This window comes from Streptomyces sp. A0642, from assembly GCF_004795105.1.
Classification (GTDB): domain Bacteria; phylum Actinomycetota; class Actinomycetes; order Streptomycetales; family Streptomycetaceae; genus Streptomyces.
Genome location: NZ_SSBL01000023.1, coordinates 35,918 through 56,943, shown reverse-complemented (window position 1 = coordinate 56,943; position 21,026 = coordinate 35,918). Strand labels below are relative to the sequence as shown.

Here is a 21,026-nt window from a genome sequence, read left to right as displayed (position 1 = left end):
GCCGGCCTCTGTTCAGTCCGTTCCATGAGAGGCCACCTTCCACCAGGGCAGCTGCCGCGTTTCCGTCCGTGACGGTGCCGTAGTGGCCGGGAGAGTTCCGCCCGCCGCGCCGGGCGCGGCAACAGGCCTGGATGCCACGCGCAGTTGGATGGCATCAAAGGTGCCGTCTCGTCGTTCGGCGACGCGTTCCGCCGCGATGTTGCGCAGATACTTTTCGATCATCAGAGCCCGCTCCGAGTGCGGCCGGTTGTCGCTGCCGTGCGTCTTCAGATACGCATTCCACGCCTGGCGCAGCATGTTCTGCGTCGTGTGGCTCGGAAAGACGTTGTGCTTGACAGCGGCATCGTCCGCGGCACTCAGGTCGATCCAGCTGCTCACCCGTGTAGAGCCGTCCGGTGCCGTCTCCCTGGTCCTGGCCGAGATCTGCCGGTTGGCGGACTGCGGGTTCGGGGCGAAGAGCCGCCAATTCTGCTCGAATACGGGCCGGACCCATGCGTCGACCTGTCGGCTGTACGTCTGCGAAATGACGTTCGGAGGTGCCACGTACAGAAAGACCAGGAGTACATGGACCAGTGTCACCGCCAGGCACAAGGCCACCGCGATTCCCGTCACGGCACTCAGCGGGCGAGGTAACCCCGGAGTCTCCTGGGAGCCGATCGGTCCCCTGTCACCGTTCTGCGCCACCGATTCGGCATCGGCCTGTTGCGCGTCCTTCACGTCTGTCGAATCAGCACCGTTCAGCACGGCCCCCACCCGGTTCTTTCCATCCTGACTGCTCACACCCGCTGCTCCTGCTTCCGTAAGCGGCACGCGACGGATTCAATGACGATCCGCCGCGCGCCACTCGTCTCACGTTCAGTGCTGGAAAGTCATCTCGGGCACGCTGGAAATCCGGTACTTGCCCGACCCTTCGCCGTGGCCGTGCTTCACCGGCTTGTGGCCGTGGCCGTGCTTCACCGGCTTGTGGCCGTGGCCGTGCTTCCCCGGCTTGTGGCCGTGGCCGTGCTTCCCCGGCTTGTCGCAGCCGCACTCGTGGCCGCCAGTGGCGTCGCCCGTCGCAGCGTCGCCCGTCGCAGCGTCGCCCGTCGCAGCGTCACCGGTCGCAGCATCACCGGTCGCCGCAGCGTCACCCGTCGCAGCATCACCGGTCGCCGCAGCATCACCGGTCGCCGCAGCATCACCCGTCGCAGCAGCGTCACCCGTCGCAGCATCACCGGTCGTCGCAGCATCACCGGTCGTCGCAGCATCACCGGTCGCCGCAGCATCACCCGTCGCAGCAGCGTCACCCGTCGCAGCATCACCGGTCGCCGCAGCATCACCCGTCGCCGCAGCATCACCCGTCGCAGCAGCGTCACCCGTCGCAGCATCACCGGTCGTCGCAGCGTCACCCGTCGCAGCATCACCGGTGGTCGTGGTCGTGGTGTCGCACTCCGGCCTGGTGATCACGTTGTTGTTCAGCGTCACGGCCGCGTTGCGAGCCAGCACCCGGCCCTGGACGGTCGCCCCACTGTTGACGGTGATCTGGGTGAGTGCCATGAGGGTGCCCACGAAGTTGGAGTCCGATCCGAGCGTGGCCGATTCGTCGGTCACCCAGAACACGTTGCACGCCTGGGCACCGTTCTGAAGGATGATGTTGCTCCCGGACGCCGTCGTCAGGCCCGCCGGAACCTTGAACACCCAGACGGCGTCGGGGTCGCCCTGGGCATCGAGGGTCCACGTGCCGGTTACCAGAAGACCGGAGTCGACGGCGTAGGTGCCCGGGATCAGCGTGGGTGACACGGGCGCCGCGGAGAGGGTGAATTCCGTGGGCTGACCGAAAGCGTTGTCGTATGCCGTACCGAGGTCGGCCTGCGCTCCTGCCGCCGCCGCTGCTGTGTAGATCGACCCGTCGTTGACCGTTCCCGGCGGGAATCCGGTGACGGCTGTTCCCGGAGACACACCTACGTCTCCGGTGACCACAGAAGGACCTGTGTTGGTAACCGTCGAACCGGCCAGTACGGCGTAGCTTTCCGCGGTGCCCAGATCGACGAAGGTCGCCGCGTCTGCTCGCGTGGGTGTGATGGCCACAAAGGCGGCGGCAATCAGCAGAGTGAGGGCCCCTGCAATCCAGGCCATCAATGTGCGCCGTTGTGGGAGATCGGACATGTTGAGTGTCATCGATTTTTCAACTCCTGTGGGGGGATCCGGCGTTTGACTTCGATCAGAATCGCCTCTTCCGTCTGCGGCATATTACGCAGGCATCTGATACCGGTGATGGCCCACTCGCGCGGTTTCGCCGAAATAGATCAACATGCACCATGCACCGCACTATGCATGTTGGGCCGAATGACCGTCCCCCATTCGAGCGGAAAGCCACCGCAGAGCTGGCACTTCGCCCGCTGCAGCACGCTCTCTTCAGCGTGGCCACTGACCGGGTGACGGTCGAAGGGTGTGCGACGCACGAAGCCCCCGTGCCTTGAGGAAAGTATTCGGCGTTTCAACACACCGCAGCGGGAGTCTTATGGGAGGCAGTCCTCCCGCTCCTCAACCGCCTTCGCGCTCTGGTCAAGCGGGTCGCCATGCTGATTGCGATCCGCGAGGTGGACCACCGCTGCGAACCAGCCCGCGCCAGCGTGGATGCCTTGGCGTACGTGCGCGAACACGGCACCCTTGCGCAGCCCGCTTCCGGTTTCGGCATCGCCCGCAAACGCATCCGGCCCTACCGGCCGCAGACGAACGGCAAGTTCTCAAGACAGCTAGCCGGCCGGAGTCATGCCGGTTGCTCAGGCCCAAGCTGGGCTACGGCTGCTCAACAACGCGACGGAGCCGGACCCGGGTGGGACGGGCCTCATGCAGAAGGGGTGCCCCTCTCTGAGGGGCACCCCTTCTGGACAACACGGCTCCCACCTGCGGAGACGCTGGGATTCGTACTTACGGTGACGCTCTCACGCCACTACGGTTTTCAAGACCGTTCGCTTATTAATGCGCTCGGACAAACCACCCCGCGTCAACGGTCCGCGAAGACCGCTTCGACGCGGGACGATCCCGTACTCCAGCCGCAGATCGTGATCTTCATCGACGAGCGGATTGCTGTCGTTGGCATCGACGAGCGGATTGCTGTCGTTGGCAGGCGAGTGCACGAGTGCTGACGGCACCGCCTGACTGTCACTCCGTGCAGGTAGCATCACCCGACCCGTGCATGACGTCCGCGTTCGGGGCCGGGCGTCCCCGCCCGGCAAGGAGGCCACATGAGCGAGGCGTACTCGCCCATCCCGGAACTGAACTTGCTCAAGAAGTTCGAGGACCGGATCGGTCCGGTCTCCTACTCGGAAGGTTTCGAGCTGCGCGAGTACGGCTCGGACGCCGGCCTCCACACCTGGTCGGAGCACCCGGAGTTCCTGAGCCGCTTCATCCCCTTCGCGCGGGCCAACCGCACCGGCTCCGACTACGCCCTGTGGCGGTGCGACGATCTGACCGATCTTGCCCTTCTGCCCGTTGTCTTCGTCGGCGATGAAGGGGACCTCTATGTGATCGCGCGGAGCCTGACGGAGTTGCTTCAGCTTCTCGCTATCGACAGTGAGCCCTTCTCTGATTGCGGGTTCCTTGACCCCGAAAGCGTCGAGGAGCACAGCGAGGGCCGGCAGGAGTTTCTGACCTGGTTGGACCAGAACTTCGGTTTGGGACCACCTGAGGACCTGCATGCGCTTTGGGCTGAGCGGCAAGAGGTTGACGATCGGTTCAAGACATGGGCGAGCCAGTTCGTCGAGTCGGGTGATTAATGACGACCCACCGCATTGTGTGAACTCCATGGCTGTGCGCCTTGCCGCCGGTAGGGGCTGGCCTGGGCGCGAGCCCGGTGGCGACGTCGCCGGCCGGACCAGCCGAGCCAGTGGACCGTGTCGTGGATGGACTGGACGACGAGGGTGATGAACGGGTGCTGGATTTCATTGCAGGTGAGCGGTACGAGGGTGCCTGGTGCAGGGTTGCAGCAGCGGCCGTGCGGGATTGCCTCCCCGGCCCACTCGGCGACCGTCCAGCAGTTCTTGCGCGGCAGGTCCGACAGCCCGGGCACCACCCGCCCCGCCCGACGCCGGGGTTCGACCCCAGCGAAGTGGCCCGCGATCCGGCCCATCAAGCCCTTGAACGCATCCCGCCAACGGGTGGGATCCACGCTGTGCCCCGCGGCCACCGTCTCTTCGTCAGTCCACACACATCACGATGATCAACGGTGGCCGCACCCATGCCCGCACCAGACCTCACCAGCAAGATCAGGATCTACCGCTGGAGTACGAGCCGGTCAGCTGTCGCCCTTGCGCTCGCCCAGGGTGACTTCCACCGTCGAGGTCTTGCCGCCGCGCTTGTAGGTCAGTGTGACCTTGTCACCCGGCTGGTGGGTCCAGATTTCGCCGATCAGGGTCGGGCCGCTGTCGACGACGGTGTCGTTGAACTTCGTGATGACGTCGCCCGCCCGGAGGCCGGCCCGCGCCGCGGGGCCGCCCTTCGTGACCGCTTCCGTGCCGCCCGCGCCCTGCTCCGAGATGACCGCGCCGCCGGTCTTCTCGTCCATCGTCACCGTGGCTCCGATGACCGGGTAGACGGGCTGACCGGTCTTGATCAGCTGCTGGGCGACGTTCTTCGCCTGGTTGATCGGGATCGCGAAGCCGAGGCCGATGGAGCCCGCCTGGCTCTGGCCTGTGCTTCCGGTCGACTGGATCGCCGAGTTGATGCCGATGACCGCACCACCGGCACTCAGCAGCGGGCCGCCCGAGTTCCCCGGGTTGATCGAGGCATCGGTCTGCAGCGCGCTCATGTAGGAGTTGCTGCCACCGGAGCCGTCACCGGAGGCGACCGGGCGGTTCTTCGCACTGATGATGCCCGTGGTGACCGTGTTGGACAGGCCGAACGGGGCGCCGATCGCGATCGTGGAATCGCCCACCGCGACCTGGTCCGAGTTACCGAGCGGCAGGGGGGTGAGTCCCTGCGGCGGGTTCTTGAGCTTCAGGACGGCCACGTCGTAGCCCTGGGCCCGGCCGACCACCTCGGCGTCGTACTTCTTGCCGTTGGAGAACGTCGCCGTGAGCTGGCCGCTGTCCGCGGCGGAGGCCACCACGTGGTTGTTCGTGAGGATGTGGCCTTCCTTGTCGTACACGAAGCCGGTGCCGGTGCCGCCCTCGCCGTCACCGCCCTGCGCGTCGATCGTGACCACGCTGGGGAGCGCCTTGGCCGCGACGCCCGCGACCGTGCCCGGGTCGCGCTTGAGGTCCTGGGGCGTGCCCGACGCGGCGACCGTGGTCGAAACGGAGGAGTCGGAGCCGTTGCTGTCCGCGGCCCAGAAGCCGAGGGCTCCGCCGACGCCGCCCGCGACGAGTGCCGCCACGGCCACCGCGGCCACCAGACCGCCCGCGCGGCGCTTGCGCGGCGCGTCGGATGTCTGCGGCTGGCCGGGCGGGCCCCACACCGGGCCGCCGCCCTGCGCCCCGTGCCCATGGGCGTACGCCGGGACCGCCGGCGGGGGCGGGGGCCAGCCGGCGTCGGCCGCTGACTGCGGCGCGGGCGGGGGCGCGTACTGCGGCGCACCCGCCGGGACCGGGGCCATGGGCGTGGTCGCGTGGTCCTGGGCCGGGGCGGCCGGCTGCTGCTGCTGTGGGGCCGTCGCGTCGTGGTGCGGCGGGGCGGCGGGCGCGCTCCCGGGGAGCCCCTGCGGAGCGTCGGCCGGCACGGGAGGTGCGGACGGCACGGACGGGGCGGCCTCGGCCGCGGTTCCCTCGTTGCCCTCGTTCTCTGTGCTCACAGCTCTTTACTCCTCGGTTCCACATCATCATTCGGCAAGAGATCCGCTGTGTACGTGTCTGGAGTCAGCTTTTCCCACGGCACGTCAGGCCACTGTAAGCAGGACCTGTGCATCCGCGCACCGGCCCTTACACCGGACAAAACGGTCTCACGTCACAAGGTGCGCGCACCCGCCGCCTCCCGGTGACACCATGACGCGGTGACCCAAGCACGGCAGCAGCGCCCCAGCCAGCATCCCATCCAGGTCATCGCACACCGGGGCGCGTCCGACGACGCCCCCGAGCACACCCTGGCCGCGTACCGGAAGGCGATCGAGGACGGCGCCGACGCCCTGGAGTGCGATGTACGGCTCACGGCCGACGGCCATCTCGTATGCGTACACGACCGCCGGGTGAACCGCACCTCCAACGGCCGCGGCGCGGTCTCCGCCCTGGAGCTCAGCGAACTCGCGGCCCTCGACTTCGGTTCGTGGAAGGACCACGAGGAGGCGGAGTCCCCGGACTGGGACCCGGTGCCGGGCGAGCTCACCTCCGTACTCACTCTGGAACGGCTCCTCGAGCTCCTCGTCGAGACGAGGGCCACCGGCCGTCCGCTGCAGCTGGCCATCGAGACCAAGCATCCGACGCGCTGGGCGGGGCAGGTCGAGGAGCGGCTGCTGCACCTGCTGAAGCGCTTCGAGCTCGACGCACCGCCGTCCGACGCCCCCTCGCCGGTCCGCATCATGAGCTTCTCGGCCCGCTCGCTGCACCGCATCCAGGACGCCGCGCCCGACCTGCCCACCGTCTACCTGATGCAGTTCGTCTCCCCGCGGCTGCGGGACGGACGGCTGCCGGCCGGTGCCCGGATCGCGGGGCCGGGGATGCGGATCGTACGCAGCCACCCGGGGTACATCGACCGGCTGCACCGCGCCGGTCATCGCGCGCATGTCTGGACGGTCAACGAGCCCGAGGACGTCGAGCTCTGCATCCGGCTCGGGGTCGAGGCCATCATCACGAACCGGCCGAAACAGGTCCTGGCACAGCTGGGGCGCGCGTAAGGGCGCGGTCCGTCCGAACCGGGCCGTCCCGGGGAGCGGCCGGCGGGCGGGCGGCGGGGAGCGCGCCCTTTTCTGCTGGTTACAGGGAGTACACCGGCGCATTCACCCCGTGCCCAATCGTTACGAGTGCGTCACTCGTGGGCCATTGGCCGGTTTCCGGTCCAGTCCAGAGGGGCATCCACTCCCTGGCGTGGGGCAAAGGAGGTCTCGGGGGTGGCGTTGGTGGTGGCACAAGAAGTGCCCACGTCGTCGAGCATGGCCGTACCCCATGGTCCTGCGGGCGTGGGTCAGGCACGGCACCGGATGCGTGAGCAGCTGCGCAGTCACGGGGTGCCGGATTCGGTCGTCGACGATGCTGTGTTGATCCTTTCCGAACTGCTCAGCAACGCCTGCCGGCACGGCAGGCCGCTGGGCCGGCACACCGACGTGGGAGACGGCGACGTGCGCGCCGCCTGGCACGTCGACAGAACGGGCGGGCTGACCGTCGAGGTGACGGACGGAGGCGGCCCGACCCGGCCGGTTCCGGCCACTCCGTCGGTGACCGCTCGCGGCGGCCGGGGGCTCAACATCATCAGCGCCCTTGCCGAGGAGTGGGGGGTACGTGACGACTCGTCCGGCGAAGTCACCGTCTGGGTGCTGCTCCACGAGGGGCACGGCGTCCCCGGCGAAGCGCCCGGCACGCGGGGCAACGGGCGGGCGCCGGGAGTGACGAGGCTGCCGGGCGGCAGTGCGGGAGTGACGGCTGCGACGGGCCTCGACGGGCTGGATTTCGCCGACGCCTTCGACGACGCGGGCTGAACCGGGGCGGCGCGGCCGGCCGCGCCGGGCCGGGCGACAGCGCACCACGGAGCCCCGTTGGCCGACGCCGTGTCCGTCGTGAGCGGGCCGCCGTTACGGTCGGCCGTGCCTGCGGACCGCGCACGGGGGGCTAGGCTCGCGGCCCAGACCGCACTGTCGCAATCGGGAGAAAGCCCACCATGGCGAAGAAGCGCCCTCAGACCAAGGCCGGGAAGCAGCAGCTCACGGACGGCGAGATTCCGGTGGTCGGGGCTCGCGAGCCCTGCCCGTGCGGTTCGGGCCGCCGTTACAAGGCCTGTCACGGCCGCGCCGCCGCCCAGGCCGTGGCCGAACTCGTCCAGCGCCCCTTCGAGGGGCTGGCGGGCGAATGCGACTGGGTCGCGCTGCGCGAGCTGGTCCCCGCCGCCACGGCCGAACTGACGCTGAAGGGCGGACTGCCCGAGGGCGTGCCGTCCGTGACGCTCGCGACCGTTCTCCCGATGGCATGGCCCGCGCTGCGCCGCGACGACGGTTCGGTCCTGCTCGCCCTGCAGAACGACACCTCGTCGGGCGACCTCAGCCGCGACCTCGCCGACACGCTCCAGCGCGCGCTGGAGGCCGAGCCCGGCTCTCCCGTCGCCGCCCGGCGCGTACCGGCCGAGGGACCGCGTCTCCAGGACCTCCTGGACGCCGACGCCCCGTTCACGCCCGTCGTGCACCCGGGCTTCGAGTTCTGGGTGCCGGACGCGGAGAACGCCACCGCCGAGGTGACCGCGTCCCTGGAACGCGCCAACGACGCGGCACTCCCGACCGTCCTGCTGTCGGGCGTGGACGCCGCCTACTGGTGCGAGACCCCGGAGAAGAACCACCTGCGCTGGGTCATGCCGCACCCCGAGGAGCGGCTCCTCGACGCACTCGCCCGGCTGCACGCCGCCGGCACCTCGTCGCTCGGCGAGGGGACCCGGCTGGTCGGTTCCTTCCGCGCGCACGGCCTGATGGTCCCGGTCTGGGACCTGCCGACCTCCATGAGTGCCGAGGAGTGCGAGAAGCCCGCCGTCGCGTTCGCGGAGCGGCTCGCGACCGCGCTCGCGTCGGACGCGCCGCTCACCGCCGAGGAGCGCCGGGCACGTGGCGGGCTCACCAACCGCCAAGTGACCCTCAGCTGACAGTGACCATCATCCCGCCCGTACGGTGACGCCTGTCACAATCCACCGTACTGACAGGTAAATCGCTGTCCGAATACGCGAGATCGAATTTGCGAACGGCAGATCTCTTGTTACCGTTCTAGAAGCCCGGTCGCTGGTGCATCCCCCGTCGCCAGCGATCGGGCATCCTCATGCCCGGGCACGGCGCGCGACGGCGCACCAGCGGGCGCACGAGCCGCGCACAGGCCCTGCACAGCCGCCGGTCGCGCACCGCCGCTCTCCGCTCGCCCCGTCCCGCCCTTGCCGTCCTTCCAGCTTGCCCGGCGACGACTTCGGCGTGAGCCGACGTCAACCCTCCGTCGTGGAAGGCCCGTTGGGCCGGGTGTCGACAACCGCACCGCACGGTCGTCGGACCGCTGGATATCGGACAGATGCCATCGGCCCGGCTCCTTTTCCGATTGCGTGGCGGAAGATCCCCCGAAGAGATCTTCGACGGCCGTTCGAACGGCTTCGGAAAGGGCATCAGAATGCCGGCCCGGGCGGCCTTTGCATCGGCAGACTTTGCATGACCCAAACCGCCTTCACGAAATGACCGGAAAATCCCTCGCCGACCACCTCACCCAGAAGTGATACGCCGGGGATCCGACAGCGCTCGGTAATGAGGACGGGCCGCGAAGGTCAGAATGCGGGTCGAGAACGGAAGCGGCACCGCACGCGCCACGGCAGCACGGAAAGACCGGGCGGCAGCACGGAGACAGCGCGCCCGGCCTCGGCCCGCCGGTCAGTACGCGAGCCGGCTCCCGCCGTCCGGCGCACTGGAGCTCGCCGCGACCAGCGCGTCCAGAACCACCCCCACGTCCGGCAGCCACGGCGACGCCACAGCCCGGACCGGCGCCCCGCCACCGGGGCCGGGCCGGGAGACCTTGTCCGGCGCCCGCTCCCAGCGCACCTGCCCCGTACCGATCTCGGAGGGCGGAAGGACGAGATAGCCGCCCTCGCCGTGGAAACGCAGCGAGGAGGGCACCCAGTCCTGGGCGTGGAGCAGTTCGCCGAGCCGTTCCAGGGTGTACGGGGCGACCAGCAGCGACCACCGGGTCGGCGTCGCCACCACGGGGCCCAGCCGCAGGCCCGTCCGGTCGAGCTCGGCCAGGGCGCGAGCACCGGCCACCGCCGGCAGGCTCAGTGCGCACGGCGCGAGCCCGCCCGTGGCCAGCAGGACCGGCGCGGCGGGCCGGTTCGTCCACCACCAGCGCACCATGCGGGCGTCGGTGGTCGCGGCGAGCAGCCCGGGATCGGAGGGGTGCGCGCCGGGCACCGCGCACTCGGGGTCGGGACAGGCGCAGGCGCGGCCGCGCTCACCACGGCCGCCGGCCGCCTGGAGCCCCACCCCCGGGAGCACGGGCCACTGCCAGGCGGTGGCACAGGTCAGGGCCGCGTCGAGCCGGGCGGTTCCTCCCCTGCGCCCGAACCGGAGCCTGCGTCGCCTTCCGAGGATCTCGCGCATGAGCGCTCGTTCCTTTCCGTTGAACGCCGAGGGTCCACATCACACCACGCGCGCGTCACAACACGTGTGCGGATCGTCACTGTGTGTACAAGCCCGCCGAGCCTGCGGTACGGGTTGTTCTTCGGTACCGAGCCTGAGCTGTGCTGAGCCGAATCGAGCCGGTTCCAGTCGAAAGCGTGTCGAGGTGCAGGGCGCGTCACGCGCCTGCCGTCCGTCGTACTGCCTCGCCACTCGGGGAGGGGGCGTGGCCGTCACAGGTGAGGACGTCCGGGGCCGCCGCCAGGTTCCGGAGGCGGTCCGAACCGCCTCTGGCCATCTACTGATGTACGTACCCAGCGCGCCCGGAATGACGCTCCCCCTGGGATGTGCCCCGGGGAGCAACGCCCGGTCGAGCAGACCCAGTCGACCGTGAATGACTGCCGCAGGGTGCATTTTTTGGCCAAGTTGCTCGCCCCTCGGACACCATAAATCCGGTGGGGACAATGCTGGACATCGCCTTACTTGTGCGTGTACATGTGGATGCACTGGTAGCGGCGCAGAATGACATGGGGGTTTGCGATGCTATTCGACGAAACAAACCAGTCGGAAAGCCGGCAACCATGAGCGCCCCACACCTGCCGAAAGTGGCTGGAATCGATCCACAAGTTCCGGTTTCGGCGCACACTGCCGGGCCCCTCACCGAGGTACCCGCCGCTCCCGGCGCCTTCCTCCAGGACCGTCTGGCGGGCTGGGTATCCGACCTCACCACGCTGCACGAGCTCACCGAACGGCTGGCGAGAACCAACACCCTCGACGACGCCCTGCACGAACTGCTCGACGCCGGAGCCGCGCTCGTCGGCGCCCGTCGCGGACTGATCGCCTTCGAACCCTCCGACCTCCGTGGTCCCGTCAGCACCGTCGGCCTCGGGCTGGCCCACGGGGAGCTCGGCCAGATCGAGACGGTCCCGCGCAGCGCCACCTCCTACGGCCGCATCCTGGAAGGTCTGCCGAACCCCGACGGCGCGTCGGCCACCCCCGATCTGCTCGGCGACACCGGACTGGACCCCCGCAGGCGTGAGGTCGCCGCCCGCCTCGGCTACGCGGCCAGCTACGCACTGCCGATCACCACCGAGCGGACCGGACGTCTCGGCGCCGCGGTCTGGCTCTACGACGAACCCGCCGAGCCGCTGGAACGCCAACGCCATCTCGTCGGGCTGTACGCCGGGTACGCCGCCGAGCACCTGGCCCGGCTGCTGGAACTGGAGCGGGCGAGGACCGACGTCGCCACCATCGCCGAGGAGCTCCTGCCCAGCCGGCTGCCCCGCGTCCCCGGTGTGCAGTTGGCCGTACGCCATCACGCCGCACCGCAGAGCGGCAGCGACTGGTACGACGCGCTGGCGCTGCCGGAGGGCGCGCTCGGTCTCGCCGTGGGTTCGGCAGGCGGCTCCGGACCCAGCGCCCTGGCCGCCATGGGACGACTGCGCGCGGGCCTGCGGGCGTACGCGGTGATGGAGGGCGAGGACCCGGTCGCCGTGCTCTCCGATCTCGAACTCCTGATGCGGCTGACCGAACCGGCCCGTTCCGCGACCGCCCTCTTCGCCTACTGCGAGCCCGCCCGCCGCAAGATCCTGCTGGCCGGCGCCGGGCACACCCCGCCGCTGCTCGTCGGCGACCGTCGCACCGAGTTCATCGAGACCACCCTCTCCGCCCCGCTGGGCATGCTGGCCTGCTGGGAGGCGCCGAGCGTGGAGATCGCACCGGCGCCCGGCGAGACGGTCCTGCTGTACACCGACGGTCTGCTGCGCCGCGCCGGCGACTCGATGGACCGGGCGTTCGCACGGCTCCACTCGGCGGCGGCGAGCGTCCCGAAGGCCCTGCGCCACGACGCCGGATCGGTCGCCGACCATGTGGTGCGCACCGTGCTGCCCGAAGGAATCGACCGGGGCGACCCCACGGAGGACGTGGTCCTGCTCGCCGCACGCTTCGACTGATCCGCCCCGCACCCGCCGGCAGCGGCGGGCCACCCTGTGTAAGAGGCCTTCCGGCCCTGGGCCCCCTTCCGTACGCCCGTACGATGGAGGGGGTCCAGTGTCGTATCAAGGAGAGACAAGCCGTGTCTGAGGAGCCCACCCCGGAGAACCCGGAGACCGAAGAGGCAGAGCCGGTCAAGCAGCGGAAGAACGGCCTGTACCCGGGCGTCTCCGACGAGCTCGCCGCGAACATGAAGTCCGGCTGGGCCGACACCGAGCTGCATGGCCTGGAGCCGATCCCCCAGGCCGCGCACACCGCCGATCGCCGCGCCGCGCTGTCGGCGCGCTTCCCGGGCGAGCGGCTGGTCATCCCGGCCGGCCGGCTGAAGACCCGGTCGAACGACACCGAGTACGGCTTCCGCGCGTCCACCGAGTACGCGTACCTCACCGGCGACCAGACCCAGGACGGCGTCCTGGTCCTGGAGCCGAAGGACGACGGCCACGAGGCGACCGTCTACCTGCTGCCGCGCTCCAACCGGGAGAACGGCGAGTTCTGGCTCGACGGCCAGGGCGAGCTGTGGGTCGGCCGCCGTCACTCGCTGACCGAGGCCGAGCAGTTGCTGGGCATCCCGGCGAAGGACGTCCGCGAGCTGCCCGCCGCACTGGCCGAGGCCACCGGCCCCGTCCGCAACGTCCGCGGTCACGACTCCGGCATCGAGGCCGCGCTCACCGACAAGGTGACCGCGGAGCGCGACGAGGAACTGCGCGTGTTCCTCTCCGAGGCCCGCCTGGTCAAGGACGCCTTCGAGATCGCCGAGCTGGAGAAGGCCTGCGACATCACCGCGCGGGGCTTCGAGGACGTCGTGAAGGTCCTCGACAAGGCCGAGGCGACGAGCGAGCGCTACATCGAGGGGACGTTCTTCCTCCGCGCCCGCATCGAGGGCAACGACATCGGCTACGGCTCGATCTGCGCCGCCGGGCCCCACGCCACCACCCTGCACTGGGTGCGCAACGACGGCGCGGTGCGTTCCGGTGAACTGCTCCTGCTCGACGCCGGCGTGGAGACGAACGACCTCTACACCGCCGACGTGACCCGCACCCTTCCGATCAACGGCACGTTCACGCCGCTGCAGCGGAAGATCTACGACGCGGTGTACGAGGCGCAGGAAGCCGGCATCGCCGCGGTCAAGCCCGGCGCCGACTACCGCGACTTCCACGACGCCGCCCAGCGCGTGCTCACCGAGAAGCTCGTCGAGTGGGGTCTGCTCGGCGACCTGTCCGTGGACAAGGTCCTGGAGCTGGGTCTCCAGCGCCGATGGACGCTGCACGGCACCGGCCACATGCTCGGCATGGACGTCCACGACTGCGCCGCCGCGCGGACCGAGACGTATGTCAACGGGACGCTGGAGCCGGGCGTGTGCCTCACCGTGGAGCCCGGTCTCTACTTCCAGGCCGACGACCTGACCGTTCCCGAGGAGTACCGCGGCATCGGCGTCCGGATCGAGGACGACATCCTCGTCACCGAGGACGGCAACCGAAACCTCTCGGACAAGCTGCCGCGGCAGGCCGACGAGGTCGAGGCGTGGATGGCCGGGCTCAAGGGCTGACCGTCCACCCCGTCGTCGCGTCGGAGGGCGCCCTGCTCAGGACACCATGAGCAGGGCGCCCTCCCGCCATTTCAGGACCTTGTCGAAACTCACCACCGCCCCGCCGCGCCCCGGCCGGTTGCCGAAGTGGACGTGATCGGCGAGCTGCTCGATCAGGCAGAGACCCCGCCCGTCCTCCGCGGTGAGCGACGGGTGCTCGGCGTACGGCTGCCATGTGCCGCCCGACGGGGCCGCTTCCTGGTGCTGCGCTTCGTGGTGCTGCGGTTCATGCTGCTGTGCTTCGTGGTGCTGCGGCTCGTGCTGATGCGCTTCGTGGTGCTGTGCGGCGGTGCGAAGTGCGCGCCTGGCGGGGAACCCCGGTCCGGAATCGGCGACTTCGATACGGCATTTCTCGCCGTCCAGATAGGCGGTGACCCGGTACTGCCCGCAGGCGGCAGCGGATGGTTCCTCCCAGGCATCCCAGCTCTCCGGAGTCCCACCCGGGACACCGTGCGCCCCGCCGTGCTCGACGGCGTTCGCACACGCTTCGCTCAGGGCGAGAGACAGATCGAAGGAGACGTCCGGGTCCACACCCGCGGATTCCATCGTGCCGAGTAGGAACCGACGGGCGAGCGGAACGCTCGCAGCTTCGCGCCGCAAATGGAGTGACCACCAGATGCTCATGCTCCAGCCTCCTGGCTGCGGCTCGACATACCGATACGTATTGCCGCCCGAAGCGGTTCGTAAGCACGACCGGGGTGTGAGACCGCTCATTCGGCGGATACCCGCGCTCGCCACACCTGTGCTTCCCAAGCTCACAGAACCGTCGTGCCCCGTCCGCAACCGGTCCGAACGGCCCGGCTCCCGTCCTTTCGGGCGGAAGACGACCTTCCGGACCTGCCGTACAGAGGCAGGGCGCGCAGTGGGATGATGTCTCGGCCATGACTACGTCGGTGGGACGTGCCGGAGCCGGTATGCGGCTGCTGAGGGCCGCGGTGTTCGCCGCGGTCTGCGTCGCGCTGTCCGCGGCCGGGCACACGCTGGCCGCCTGCGCGGCCGTCCCCTGGTGGACCCTGCTCGCCGGATTCCTCGGGATCCTCGCGGTGGCGGCCCCCCTCGCCGGACGCGAACGTGCGCTGCCCTCCATCGCCGCGGCCTTGGCGGGCGGACAGATCGTCCTGCACACGCTCTTCGGCGTGGGCACCCACACCGCCTCGCCCCGGGTCCCGGCCGGCGAGGACGCGCTGATCCGGTTCGCGGCCGGTCTCGTCTGCGGTGCCGGGCCCGACCGGCTGAACGCCGCCGACGCCCACCGCATCGTCACGACCGCGGGCATCGACCCGGCGTCCGTGACCGGCCAGACCCACCAGCACCTGATGGCCGCCCCCTCCGGCGGCGCAGCCGGTCTCGCCGGGCTGCTGCCCAGCCTTCCGATGGTGCTCGGCCACCTGCTGGCCGCACTGGCCGCCGGCTGGCTGCTGCGGCGGGGCGAAGTCGCCCTGTTCCGCCTCGCCCGGCTGTCGGCCCACGGCGCCCAGCAGGTGGCGGCCGGGGCCCGGCTGCGTGCGCTGCGCGCCGCGCTCGCACTCGTGGCCGCGCTGCGCGCCGGGCTTCCCGGCGGCCCGACGACCGGGCCGCGCATCTCCCGTACCGCCGTGGACGCACCTTCCCCGGTCACCGGGGATCCCTTGCAGCACATGGTGATCAGGCGCGGGCCGCCCCCCGTATTCACCCTCGCAGCCTGACGCGACGCCCTCCACGCGATGCCGCGCGCGATCCCTGCCACGCACCCCCGCGGTGCCGGTACGGGTCCTCGTACGCACGCAGTCGTGGGGATGGGGTGTCGCGATCCCGTCGCGCACCCGCGCGCCGGAGCACCCTTCCTTCGTGCATCTGTGGAGTGATCCCTGTCATGAACGTTTCCCGCATCGCCCTCGCCGGCGGCGTCGCCGCGTCCACCGTGCTGATCCTCGCCGGTACGGCCTCCGCCCACGTCAGCGTCCAGCCGCAGGGCGAGGCCGCCAAGGGCGGTTACGCCGTCATCAACTTCAAGGTCCCCAACGAGCGCGACAACGCCTCGACGACCAAGCTCGAAGTGAATTTCCCGGCCGACCACCCGCTGGCGTCCGTCATGCCGCAGCCCGTGCCGGGCTGGGACGTCGAGGTGACCAAGAGCAAGCTGGCCAAGCCGCTCGACATGCACGGCAAGAAGATCGACGAGGCCGTCTCCAAGGTCACCTGGACCGCGGACGGCGGCAAGATCGAGCCCGGCCGTTTCCAGCAGTTCCCGCTCTCGGTCGGCCAGCTCCCCGAGGACGCCGACCAGTTGGTGTTCAAGGCCGTCCAGACGTACGACAACAAGGAGGTCGTGCGCTGGATCGAGGAGCAGAAGGAAGGCGCGGAGGAGCCCGAGAGCCCCGCCCCGGTCCTCAAGCTGACCGCGGCCGCCGGCGACGCCCACGGCGCCACCGCCGCCTCCGGCTCGGACTCCGCCGACAAGGACGCCACGGCCGGCCACGCGAAGGACGGGCAGACGACGGCCGCGGCCTCCTCCTCCAGTGACACCACGGCCCGTGTGCTCGGCATCGTCGGCATCGTCATCGGCGTCGCGGGCGTCGCCTTCGGCGTCCTGGCCGGCCGTCGCCGTATCGCCTGATCACCGCCCTTCCCGTCCCACCCGCTCCACCGACCCACCAGGAAATGTGCTCCATGGTTAAGAAGTCAGTGCTGGCCGCGGCGCTCGTCGCCGCGGCCGCGCTCACGCTGTCCGCCTGCGGCGGCAGTGACAACGACAGCAAGAAGCCGATCGCCGACGTCTCGGTCGAGGCGAAGACCCAGGCAGCAACGGTGCTCGACCAGCCGTTCACCAAGCCGGATCTCGTCCTGACCGACACCCACGGCAAGAAGTACGACCTGCGCGAGAGGACCAAGGGCAAGCCGACGCTCATCTACTTCGGCTACACCAACTGCCCCGACGTCTGCCCGCTCATCATGAGCAACATCGCCATCGCCAAGAAGGCGCTGCCGAAGGCAGACCAGGAGAATCTCCAGGTCGTCTTCGTCACCACCGACCCGGAGCGGGACACCCCGGCCTCGCTGGGCACCTGGCTCAAGTCCCAGGACCCCTCCTTCATCGGTCTCACCGGCGACTTCCCGACCATCCAGGCGGGCGCCCGGCAGATCGGCATCGGCATCGACGCACCGAAGAAGGAGAAGGACGGGACGGTCGTCTCGATGCACGGCTCCCAGGTCATCGCGTTCTCCCCGAAGACCGACCAGGGTTACGTGCTGTACAGCGAGGACACCACCCCCGAGGACTACACCAAGGACCTTCCCAAGATCGTCAAGGGGGAGAAGCCGTGAACCGCCGCACCACCCTCGCCGGCGTCCTGGCCCTCTCCACGGGCCTGACGCTGGCGGGGTGCTCGTCCTCGGGCGGCGCGCCGGAGCTGAAGGTCATGGGCGGTTTCATGCCGCAGCCCGTCAACGACATGGCGGCGGCGTTCCTCGTCGTGCGGAACGACGGCGGCAGCTCCGACCGGCTCACGTCGGTCACCAGTCCGCTGTCGGACGACGTCACGATCCACGAGACGAAGAATCAGGCCATGCGCATGGTGACGTCCTTCGACGTACCCGCGGGCGGCGAGCTGGATCTGGAACGCGGTGGAAACCACATCATGTTTATGAAACTCAAGCAGCGGCCCAAGCAGGGCGAGACCGTGTCCGTGGAACTGCACTTCGAGAAGGCCGGCCCCATCGAGGTCGACCTTCCCGTGAAGGAGACCACCCACAACCCGAAGAAGCAGTGAGGGACTGACGCCATGACAGCCACCGCCCCGCCCTTCGGGCCCTCCCCGTCCGCCTCCGTCCTGCGCCGGCCGCTCGCCCTCACGGGGGTGCTCGCCGCCCTGGCCGGCGTGGTGTTCGGTCTGCTGCTGGCCGTCGCGGCCCCCGCGTCGGCCCATGCCGCGCTCACCGGGAGCGATCCGCAGGACGGGGCGGTGGTCGCCACCGCCCCCAAGGCAGTCACGCTCACCTTCTCCGAGCAGGTCGCCATGGGGGAGGGCTCCATCCGGGTCCTGGACCCTTCCGGCACACGCGCGGACACCCAGGAGGCTCCGCGCGATCTGCACGGCGGGGCCACCGTGAAGTACGGCGTCTCCTTGCACACCGGACTGCCGGACGGGACGTACACCGTTGCGTGGCAGGCCGTCTCCGCCGACAGCCACCCCGTCTCCGGGGCCTTCACCTTCTCCATCGGCGCACCCTCCGAGACCACCGTCGCCCTCCCGGACACCGAGGCGGGCGGCGGCCTGGTCGGCACGCTCTACGGCATCGCCCGCTACGCCGCGTACGCGGGCTTCATCGTGCTGGCGGGCGGCGCCGCGTTCGTGCTGGCCTGCTGGCAACGCGGGGCGGGCGCCCGCCCGTTGCAACGCCTCGTCGTCCGCGGCTGGATGACCCTCACCGCGGCCACGCTCGTGATGCTGCTGCTGCGCAGCCCCTACACCGGTTCCGGGAAACTCGGCGACGCCTTCGACCTCGACGGCCTGAAGGCGGTCCTGGACACCAAGCCCGGAGCCGCCCTCGTCTCACGGCTGCTGCTGCTCGGCGCCAGCGCGCTGTTCATCGCGGTGCTGTTCGGGGCGTACGCGAAGCGCGAGGACGCACGCGAGAAGAAGGACCTCACCTTCGGCCTCGCCCTCGGCGGCACCGTCGTCGCCGCCGGGATCGCCGGGACCTGGGCCCTCGCCGAGCACGCGTCGACCGGGACCCAGCCGGGCATCGCGATGCCGGTCGACGTGCTCCATCTGCTGGCCGTCGCGGCCTGGCTGGGCGGGCTCACGGCCCTCCTGGTCGCGCTGTACCGCACGCCCGACATCACGGCGGACGCGGTACGCCGCTTCTCCCGGATCGCGTTCATCAGCGTGGTGGTGCTCGCCGTGACGGGGATCTACCAGTCCTGGCGACAGGTCGGCTCCTGGTCGGCGCTGACCGGCACGGGGTACGGGCAGCTGCTGCTCGTGAAGGTGGGGCTCGTCGCCGTCCTCGTCGGAGTCGCCGGGGTCTCTCGCCGGTGGACCGCCCGGCTGGCCACGGGCGGGGGAGCCTCCGCGCCTGCCGCTGCCGGCACGGACGAAGCAGACGACGTGGAAGAAGGGGCCGACACGGCGGCTCCCGTGGCAGTCACCACCGAGCAAGCCGCGCGAGCCGCCCACGAAGAAGAGGCGGACACGGCAGCTCCCGCGGCGGTCACCACCCAGGATCCCGCGCGAGCCACCCAGGATCCCGCGCGAGCCGCCCAGCTCGCGCGCCAGCAGGCCGCCGTGGCAACCGCGGAGAAGAAGCGGATACGTGACGCCGACCCCGACCGGTCCGGCCTGCGCCGCTCGGTACTGGCCGAAGTCGGAGTCGCGATGGCACTCCTCGCGGTGACCACCATTCTGACCTCGACCGAGCCGGGCCGTACGGAGGAGGAGGCGCGCTCCTCCGCACCGGCCGCCGCCCCGGCGGCGAGCGGCCCCGTCAATCTCACCCTGCCCTTCGACACCGGCGGCGAGAGGGGCAAGGGCACGGTCCGCATGGACCTGGATCCCGGACACATCGGAGCCAACGTGGTGCACCTCTGGATCGACGACATCGACGGGAAGGCCATGGACGTCCCCGAGGTGAAGCTCGCCTTCACCCTGAAGTCCAAGGACATCGGGCCCCTTCCCGCCGCCCCCGTCCGGCTGACCGAGGGCCACTGGACCTCCACCGGCGTCCAGATCCCGATCGCCGGCGACTGGAACGTGGCGGTCACCGTGCGCACCTCGGACATCGACCAGACCACGGTCGACAAGAACGTCAAGATCGGCTGAGCAGGACCGTGAGCGGAAACCGGACAGACAGCACAGACATGCCGAGCAGTGCGGGCGGCAGGAACAAGCGCACCGACGGCCGTGGCGCCGCCCCGGCGACCGGCGTGATCTCCCGACGGAGGCTGCTCGGCACCGCGGGAGCCGCCGGTGCCGCCGGCCTCGCCCTCGGGGCGGCCGGCGGCGCCACCGGCTATGCCGCGACCCGGGACGAGGCCCCGACCGCACTGACCTCGGTCGGCTCGACCGAGGTGATGTTTCACGGGAAACATCAACCGGGGATCACCACTCCGCTTCAGGCCCGCGGCCATCTCATCGCCTTCGACCTGGCCCCCGGGGCCGGGCGCAAGGAGGCGGCGGCCCTGATGCGGCGCTGGTCGGCCGCGGCCGAGCGGTTGATGGCCGGTGAACCCGCCGGTGGTGCGGCGGACGGCACCGGACACGACACCGGCATCGCGCTGGACGCCGGACCGTCCTCGCTGACCGTCACCTTCGGCTTCGGCGCCACCTTCTTCGAACGGACGGGCCTGACGGGCCACCGTCCGCCCGGGCTCGACCCACTGCCGCCGTTCTCCGCCGATCACCTCGACGCCCGCCGGTCCAACGGCGACCTCTGGGTGCAGATCGGTGCCGACGACGCACTCGTCGCGTTCCACGCGCTGCGGGCGCTACAGAAGGAAGCCGCCTCGACGGCCACCGTGCGCTGGCAGATGGACGGCTTCAACCGCACCCCCGGCGCCACCGCGAAGCCGATGACCGCCCGCAACCTCATGGGCCAGATCGACGGCACCGGCAACCCGAAGCCCTCCGACCACGACTTCGACCGGCGCGTCTTCGTCGCGGCGGGCGACGGCGACGCCGCGCACGACTGGCTGGCCGGCGGCTCGTACGCCGTCGTCCGCCGGATCCGGATGCTGCTCGACGACTGGGAGAAGCTCCCGGTGGAACATCAGGAACGGGTCATCGGGCGGCGCAAGTCGGACGGCGCTCCCCTCAGCGGCGGCACCGAGACCACCGCGATGGACCTCGACAAGGCGGGCCCCGACGGCAAGCTGCTGATCCCCGACAACGCCCATGCCCGCATCTCCTCCCCCGAGCGCAACGGCGGTGCCGCAATGCTGCGGCGCCCGTTCTCGTACCACGACGGCATCTCCTCGGACGGCACACCGGATGCGGGACTGCTGTTCATCTGCTGGCAGGCGGATCCGCTGCGCGGCTTCGTCACCGTGCAGCGGAAACTCGACCGGGGCGATGCCCTGTCACCGTTCCTCCGTCACGAGGCGAGCGGACTGTTCGCGGTGCCGGGCGGTGCGGCCGAGGGGGAGTACGTGGGGCAGCGGCTCCTGGAGGCGTGAACCACGGAGGGGCGAGGCAGCGCAATGCGGGGATGCCGTGCCACCCC

General features: G+C 70.3%; 18 protein-coding genes and 1 pseudogene. 12 read left to right on the top strand and 7 right to left on the bottom strand.

All coding sequences use genetic code 11. The features are described from left to right. Positions 1–12: 12 nt before the first annotated feature. The 3 genes from E6R60_RS29035 to E6R60_RS29025 all read right to left on the bottom strand — a co-directional run bounded on the left by E6R60_RS29035 (position 13) and on the right by E6R60_RS29025 (position 3,134). A complete protein-coding gene (locus E6R60_RS29035) occupies positions 13–780 on the bottom strand; it encodes a DUF5819 family protein (protein ID WP_240802712.1) in 768 nt (255 codons plus the stop codon). Between the two features lie 75 nt (positions 781–855). Next, positions 856–2,115 carry an ice-binding family protein gene (locus E6R60_RS37050; RefSeq protein ID WP_206309545.1) on the bottom strand — a complete coding sequence of 420 codons (1,260 nt, stop codon included), beginning with the start codon at positions 2,113–2,115 and terminating at the stop codon, positions 856–858. Positions 2,116–2,924: 809 nt separating this feature from the next. Continuing rightward, complete coding sequence (locus E6R60_RS29025) at positions 2,925–3,134, bottom strand: hypothetical protein (RefSeq protein WP_136329662.1); 210 nt, start codon at positions 3,132–3,134, stop codon at positions 2,925–2,927. 93 nt (positions 3,135–3,227) lie between these two features. On the opposite strand from E6R60_RS29025, the gene E6R60_RS29020 reads away from it, so the two are divergent. After that, positions 3,228–3,758, top strand: coding sequence for a hypothetical protein (locus E6R60_RS29020; RefSeq protein ID WP_136329661.1), 531 nt, complete (start codon positions 3,228–3,230; stop codon positions 3,756–3,758). Here E6R60_RS29020 and E6R60_RS37575 read toward each other — a convergent pair. Together E6R60_RS37575 and E6R60_RS29010 are read right to left on the bottom strand one after the other, a co-directional pair. Next, a pseudogene (locus E6R60_RS37575) lies at positions 3,755–3,964 on the bottom strand (hypothetical protein); the annotation flags it as partial. The gene E6R60_RS29020 and the pseudogene E6R60_RS37575 sit on opposite strands and share 4 nt — an antisense overlap. A gap of 312 nt (positions 3,965–4,276) precedes the next feature. Then, entirely contained in the window at positions 4,277–5,770 is a 1,494-nt protein-coding gene (locus tag E6R60_RS29010; RefSeq protein WP_136329660.1) for a trypsin-like peptidase domain-containing protein, read from the bottom strand. 198 nt (positions 5,771–5,968) lie between these two features. On the opposite strand from E6R60_RS29010, the gene E6R60_RS29005 reads away from it, so the two are divergent. The 3 genes from E6R60_RS29005 to E6R60_RS28995 all read left to right on the top strand — a co-directional run bounded on the left by E6R60_RS29005 (position 5,969) and on the right by E6R60_RS28995 (position 8,748). Next, on the top strand, positions 5,969–6,805 hold the full coding sequence (locus E6R60_RS29005; protein WP_136329659.1) for a glycerophosphodiester phosphodiesterase: 837 nt from the start codon (positions 5,969–5,971) through the stop codon (positions 6,803–6,805). A 126-nt stretch (positions 6,806–6,931) separates the two neighbouring features. Continuing rightward, positions 6,932–7,603 (top strand): ATP-binding protein, encoded by a 672-nt coding sequence (locus E6R60_RS29000; protein WP_136329658.1) that lies wholly within the window; start codon positions 6,932–6,934, stop codon positions 7,601–7,603. Between the two features lie 179 nt (positions 7,604–7,782). Continuing rightward, complete coding sequence (locus E6R60_RS28995; protein ID WP_136329657.1) at positions 7,783–8,748, top strand: DUF5926 family protein; 966 nt, start codon at positions 7,783–7,785, stop codon at positions 8,746–8,748. 760 nt (positions 8,749–9,508) lie between these two features. On the opposite strand, the gene E6R60_RS28990 is transcribed toward E6R60_RS28995, so the two are convergent. Beyond that, entirely contained in the window at positions 9,509–10,231 is a 723-nt protein-coding gene (locus E6R60_RS28990; RefSeq protein ID WP_136329656.1) for a bifunctional DNA primase/polymerase, read from the bottom strand. Between the two features lie 599 nt (positions 10,232–10,830). On the opposite strand from E6R60_RS28990, the gene E6R60_RS28985 reads away from it, so the two are divergent. Beyond that, positions 10,831–12,201: a PP2C family protein-serine/threonine phosphatase gene (locus tag E6R60_RS28985; protein ID WP_240802711.1), complete on the top strand. Its 1,371-nt coding sequence runs from the start codon at positions 10,831–10,833 to the stop codon at positions 12,199–12,201. A gap of 122 nt (positions 12,202–12,323) precedes the next feature. Continuing rightward, positions 12,324–13,787: an aminopeptidase P family protein gene (locus tag E6R60_RS28980; RefSeq protein ID WP_136329655.1), complete on the top strand. Its 1,464-nt coding sequence runs from the start codon at positions 12,324–12,326 to the stop codon at positions 13,785–13,787. A gap of 36 nt (positions 13,788–13,823) precedes the next feature. Here E6R60_RS28980 and E6R60_RS28975 read toward each other — a convergent pair whose 3' ends face one another. Further along, positions 13,824–14,450, bottom strand: a complete 627-nt coding sequence (locus E6R60_RS28975; protein WP_136329654.1) for an ATP-binding protein — start codon at positions 14,448–14,450, stop codon at positions 13,824–13,826. Between the two features lie 257 nt (positions 14,451–14,707). Between E6R60_RS28975 and E6R60_RS28970 the strand changes: the two genes are divergently transcribed. The 6 genes from E6R60_RS28970 (at position 14,708) to efeB (ending at position 20,979) form a co-directional block, all read left to right on the top strand. Continuing rightward, entirely contained in the window at positions 14,708–15,511 is an 804-nt protein-coding gene (locus tag E6R60_RS28970; RefSeq protein ID WP_206309543.1) for a hypothetical protein, read from the top strand. 167 nt (positions 15,512–15,678) lie between these two features. After that, positions 15,679–16,422: a YcnI family protein gene (locus tag E6R60_RS28965; protein ID WP_136329653.1), complete on the top strand. Its 744-nt coding sequence runs from the start codon at positions 15,679–15,681 to the stop codon at positions 16,420–16,422. A gap of 53 nt (positions 16,423–16,475) precedes the next feature. Further along, the gene (locus E6R60_RS28960; protein WP_136329652.1) at positions 16,476–17,129 is read left to right on the top strand and encodes an SCO family protein; all 654 of its coding nucleotides are present in this window, start codon (positions 16,476–16,478) and stop codon (positions 17,127–17,129) included. Further along, a complete protein-coding gene (locus E6R60_RS28955) occupies positions 17,126–17,575 on the top strand; it encodes a copper chaperone PCu(A)C (protein ID WP_136329651.1) in 450 nt (149 codons plus the stop codon). The genes E6R60_RS28960 and E6R60_RS28955 overlap by 4 nt, the downstream gene beginning before the upstream one ends. A gap of 12 nt (positions 17,576–17,587) precedes the next feature. Beyond that, positions 17,588–19,627 (top strand): copper resistance protein CopC, encoded by a 2,040-nt coding sequence (locus tag E6R60_RS28950; RefSeq protein ID WP_136329650.1) that lies wholly within the window; start codon positions 17,588–17,590, stop codon positions 19,625–19,627. 38 nt (positions 19,628–19,665) lie between these two features. Next, complete coding sequence (efeB, locus tag E6R60_RS28945; RefSeq protein ID WP_136329649.1) at positions 19,666–20,979, top strand: iron uptake transporter deferrochelatase/peroxidase subunit; 1,314 nt, start codon at positions 19,666–19,668, stop codon at positions 20,977–20,979. The last annotated feature ends 47 nt before the right edge of the window (positions 20,980–21,026 follow it).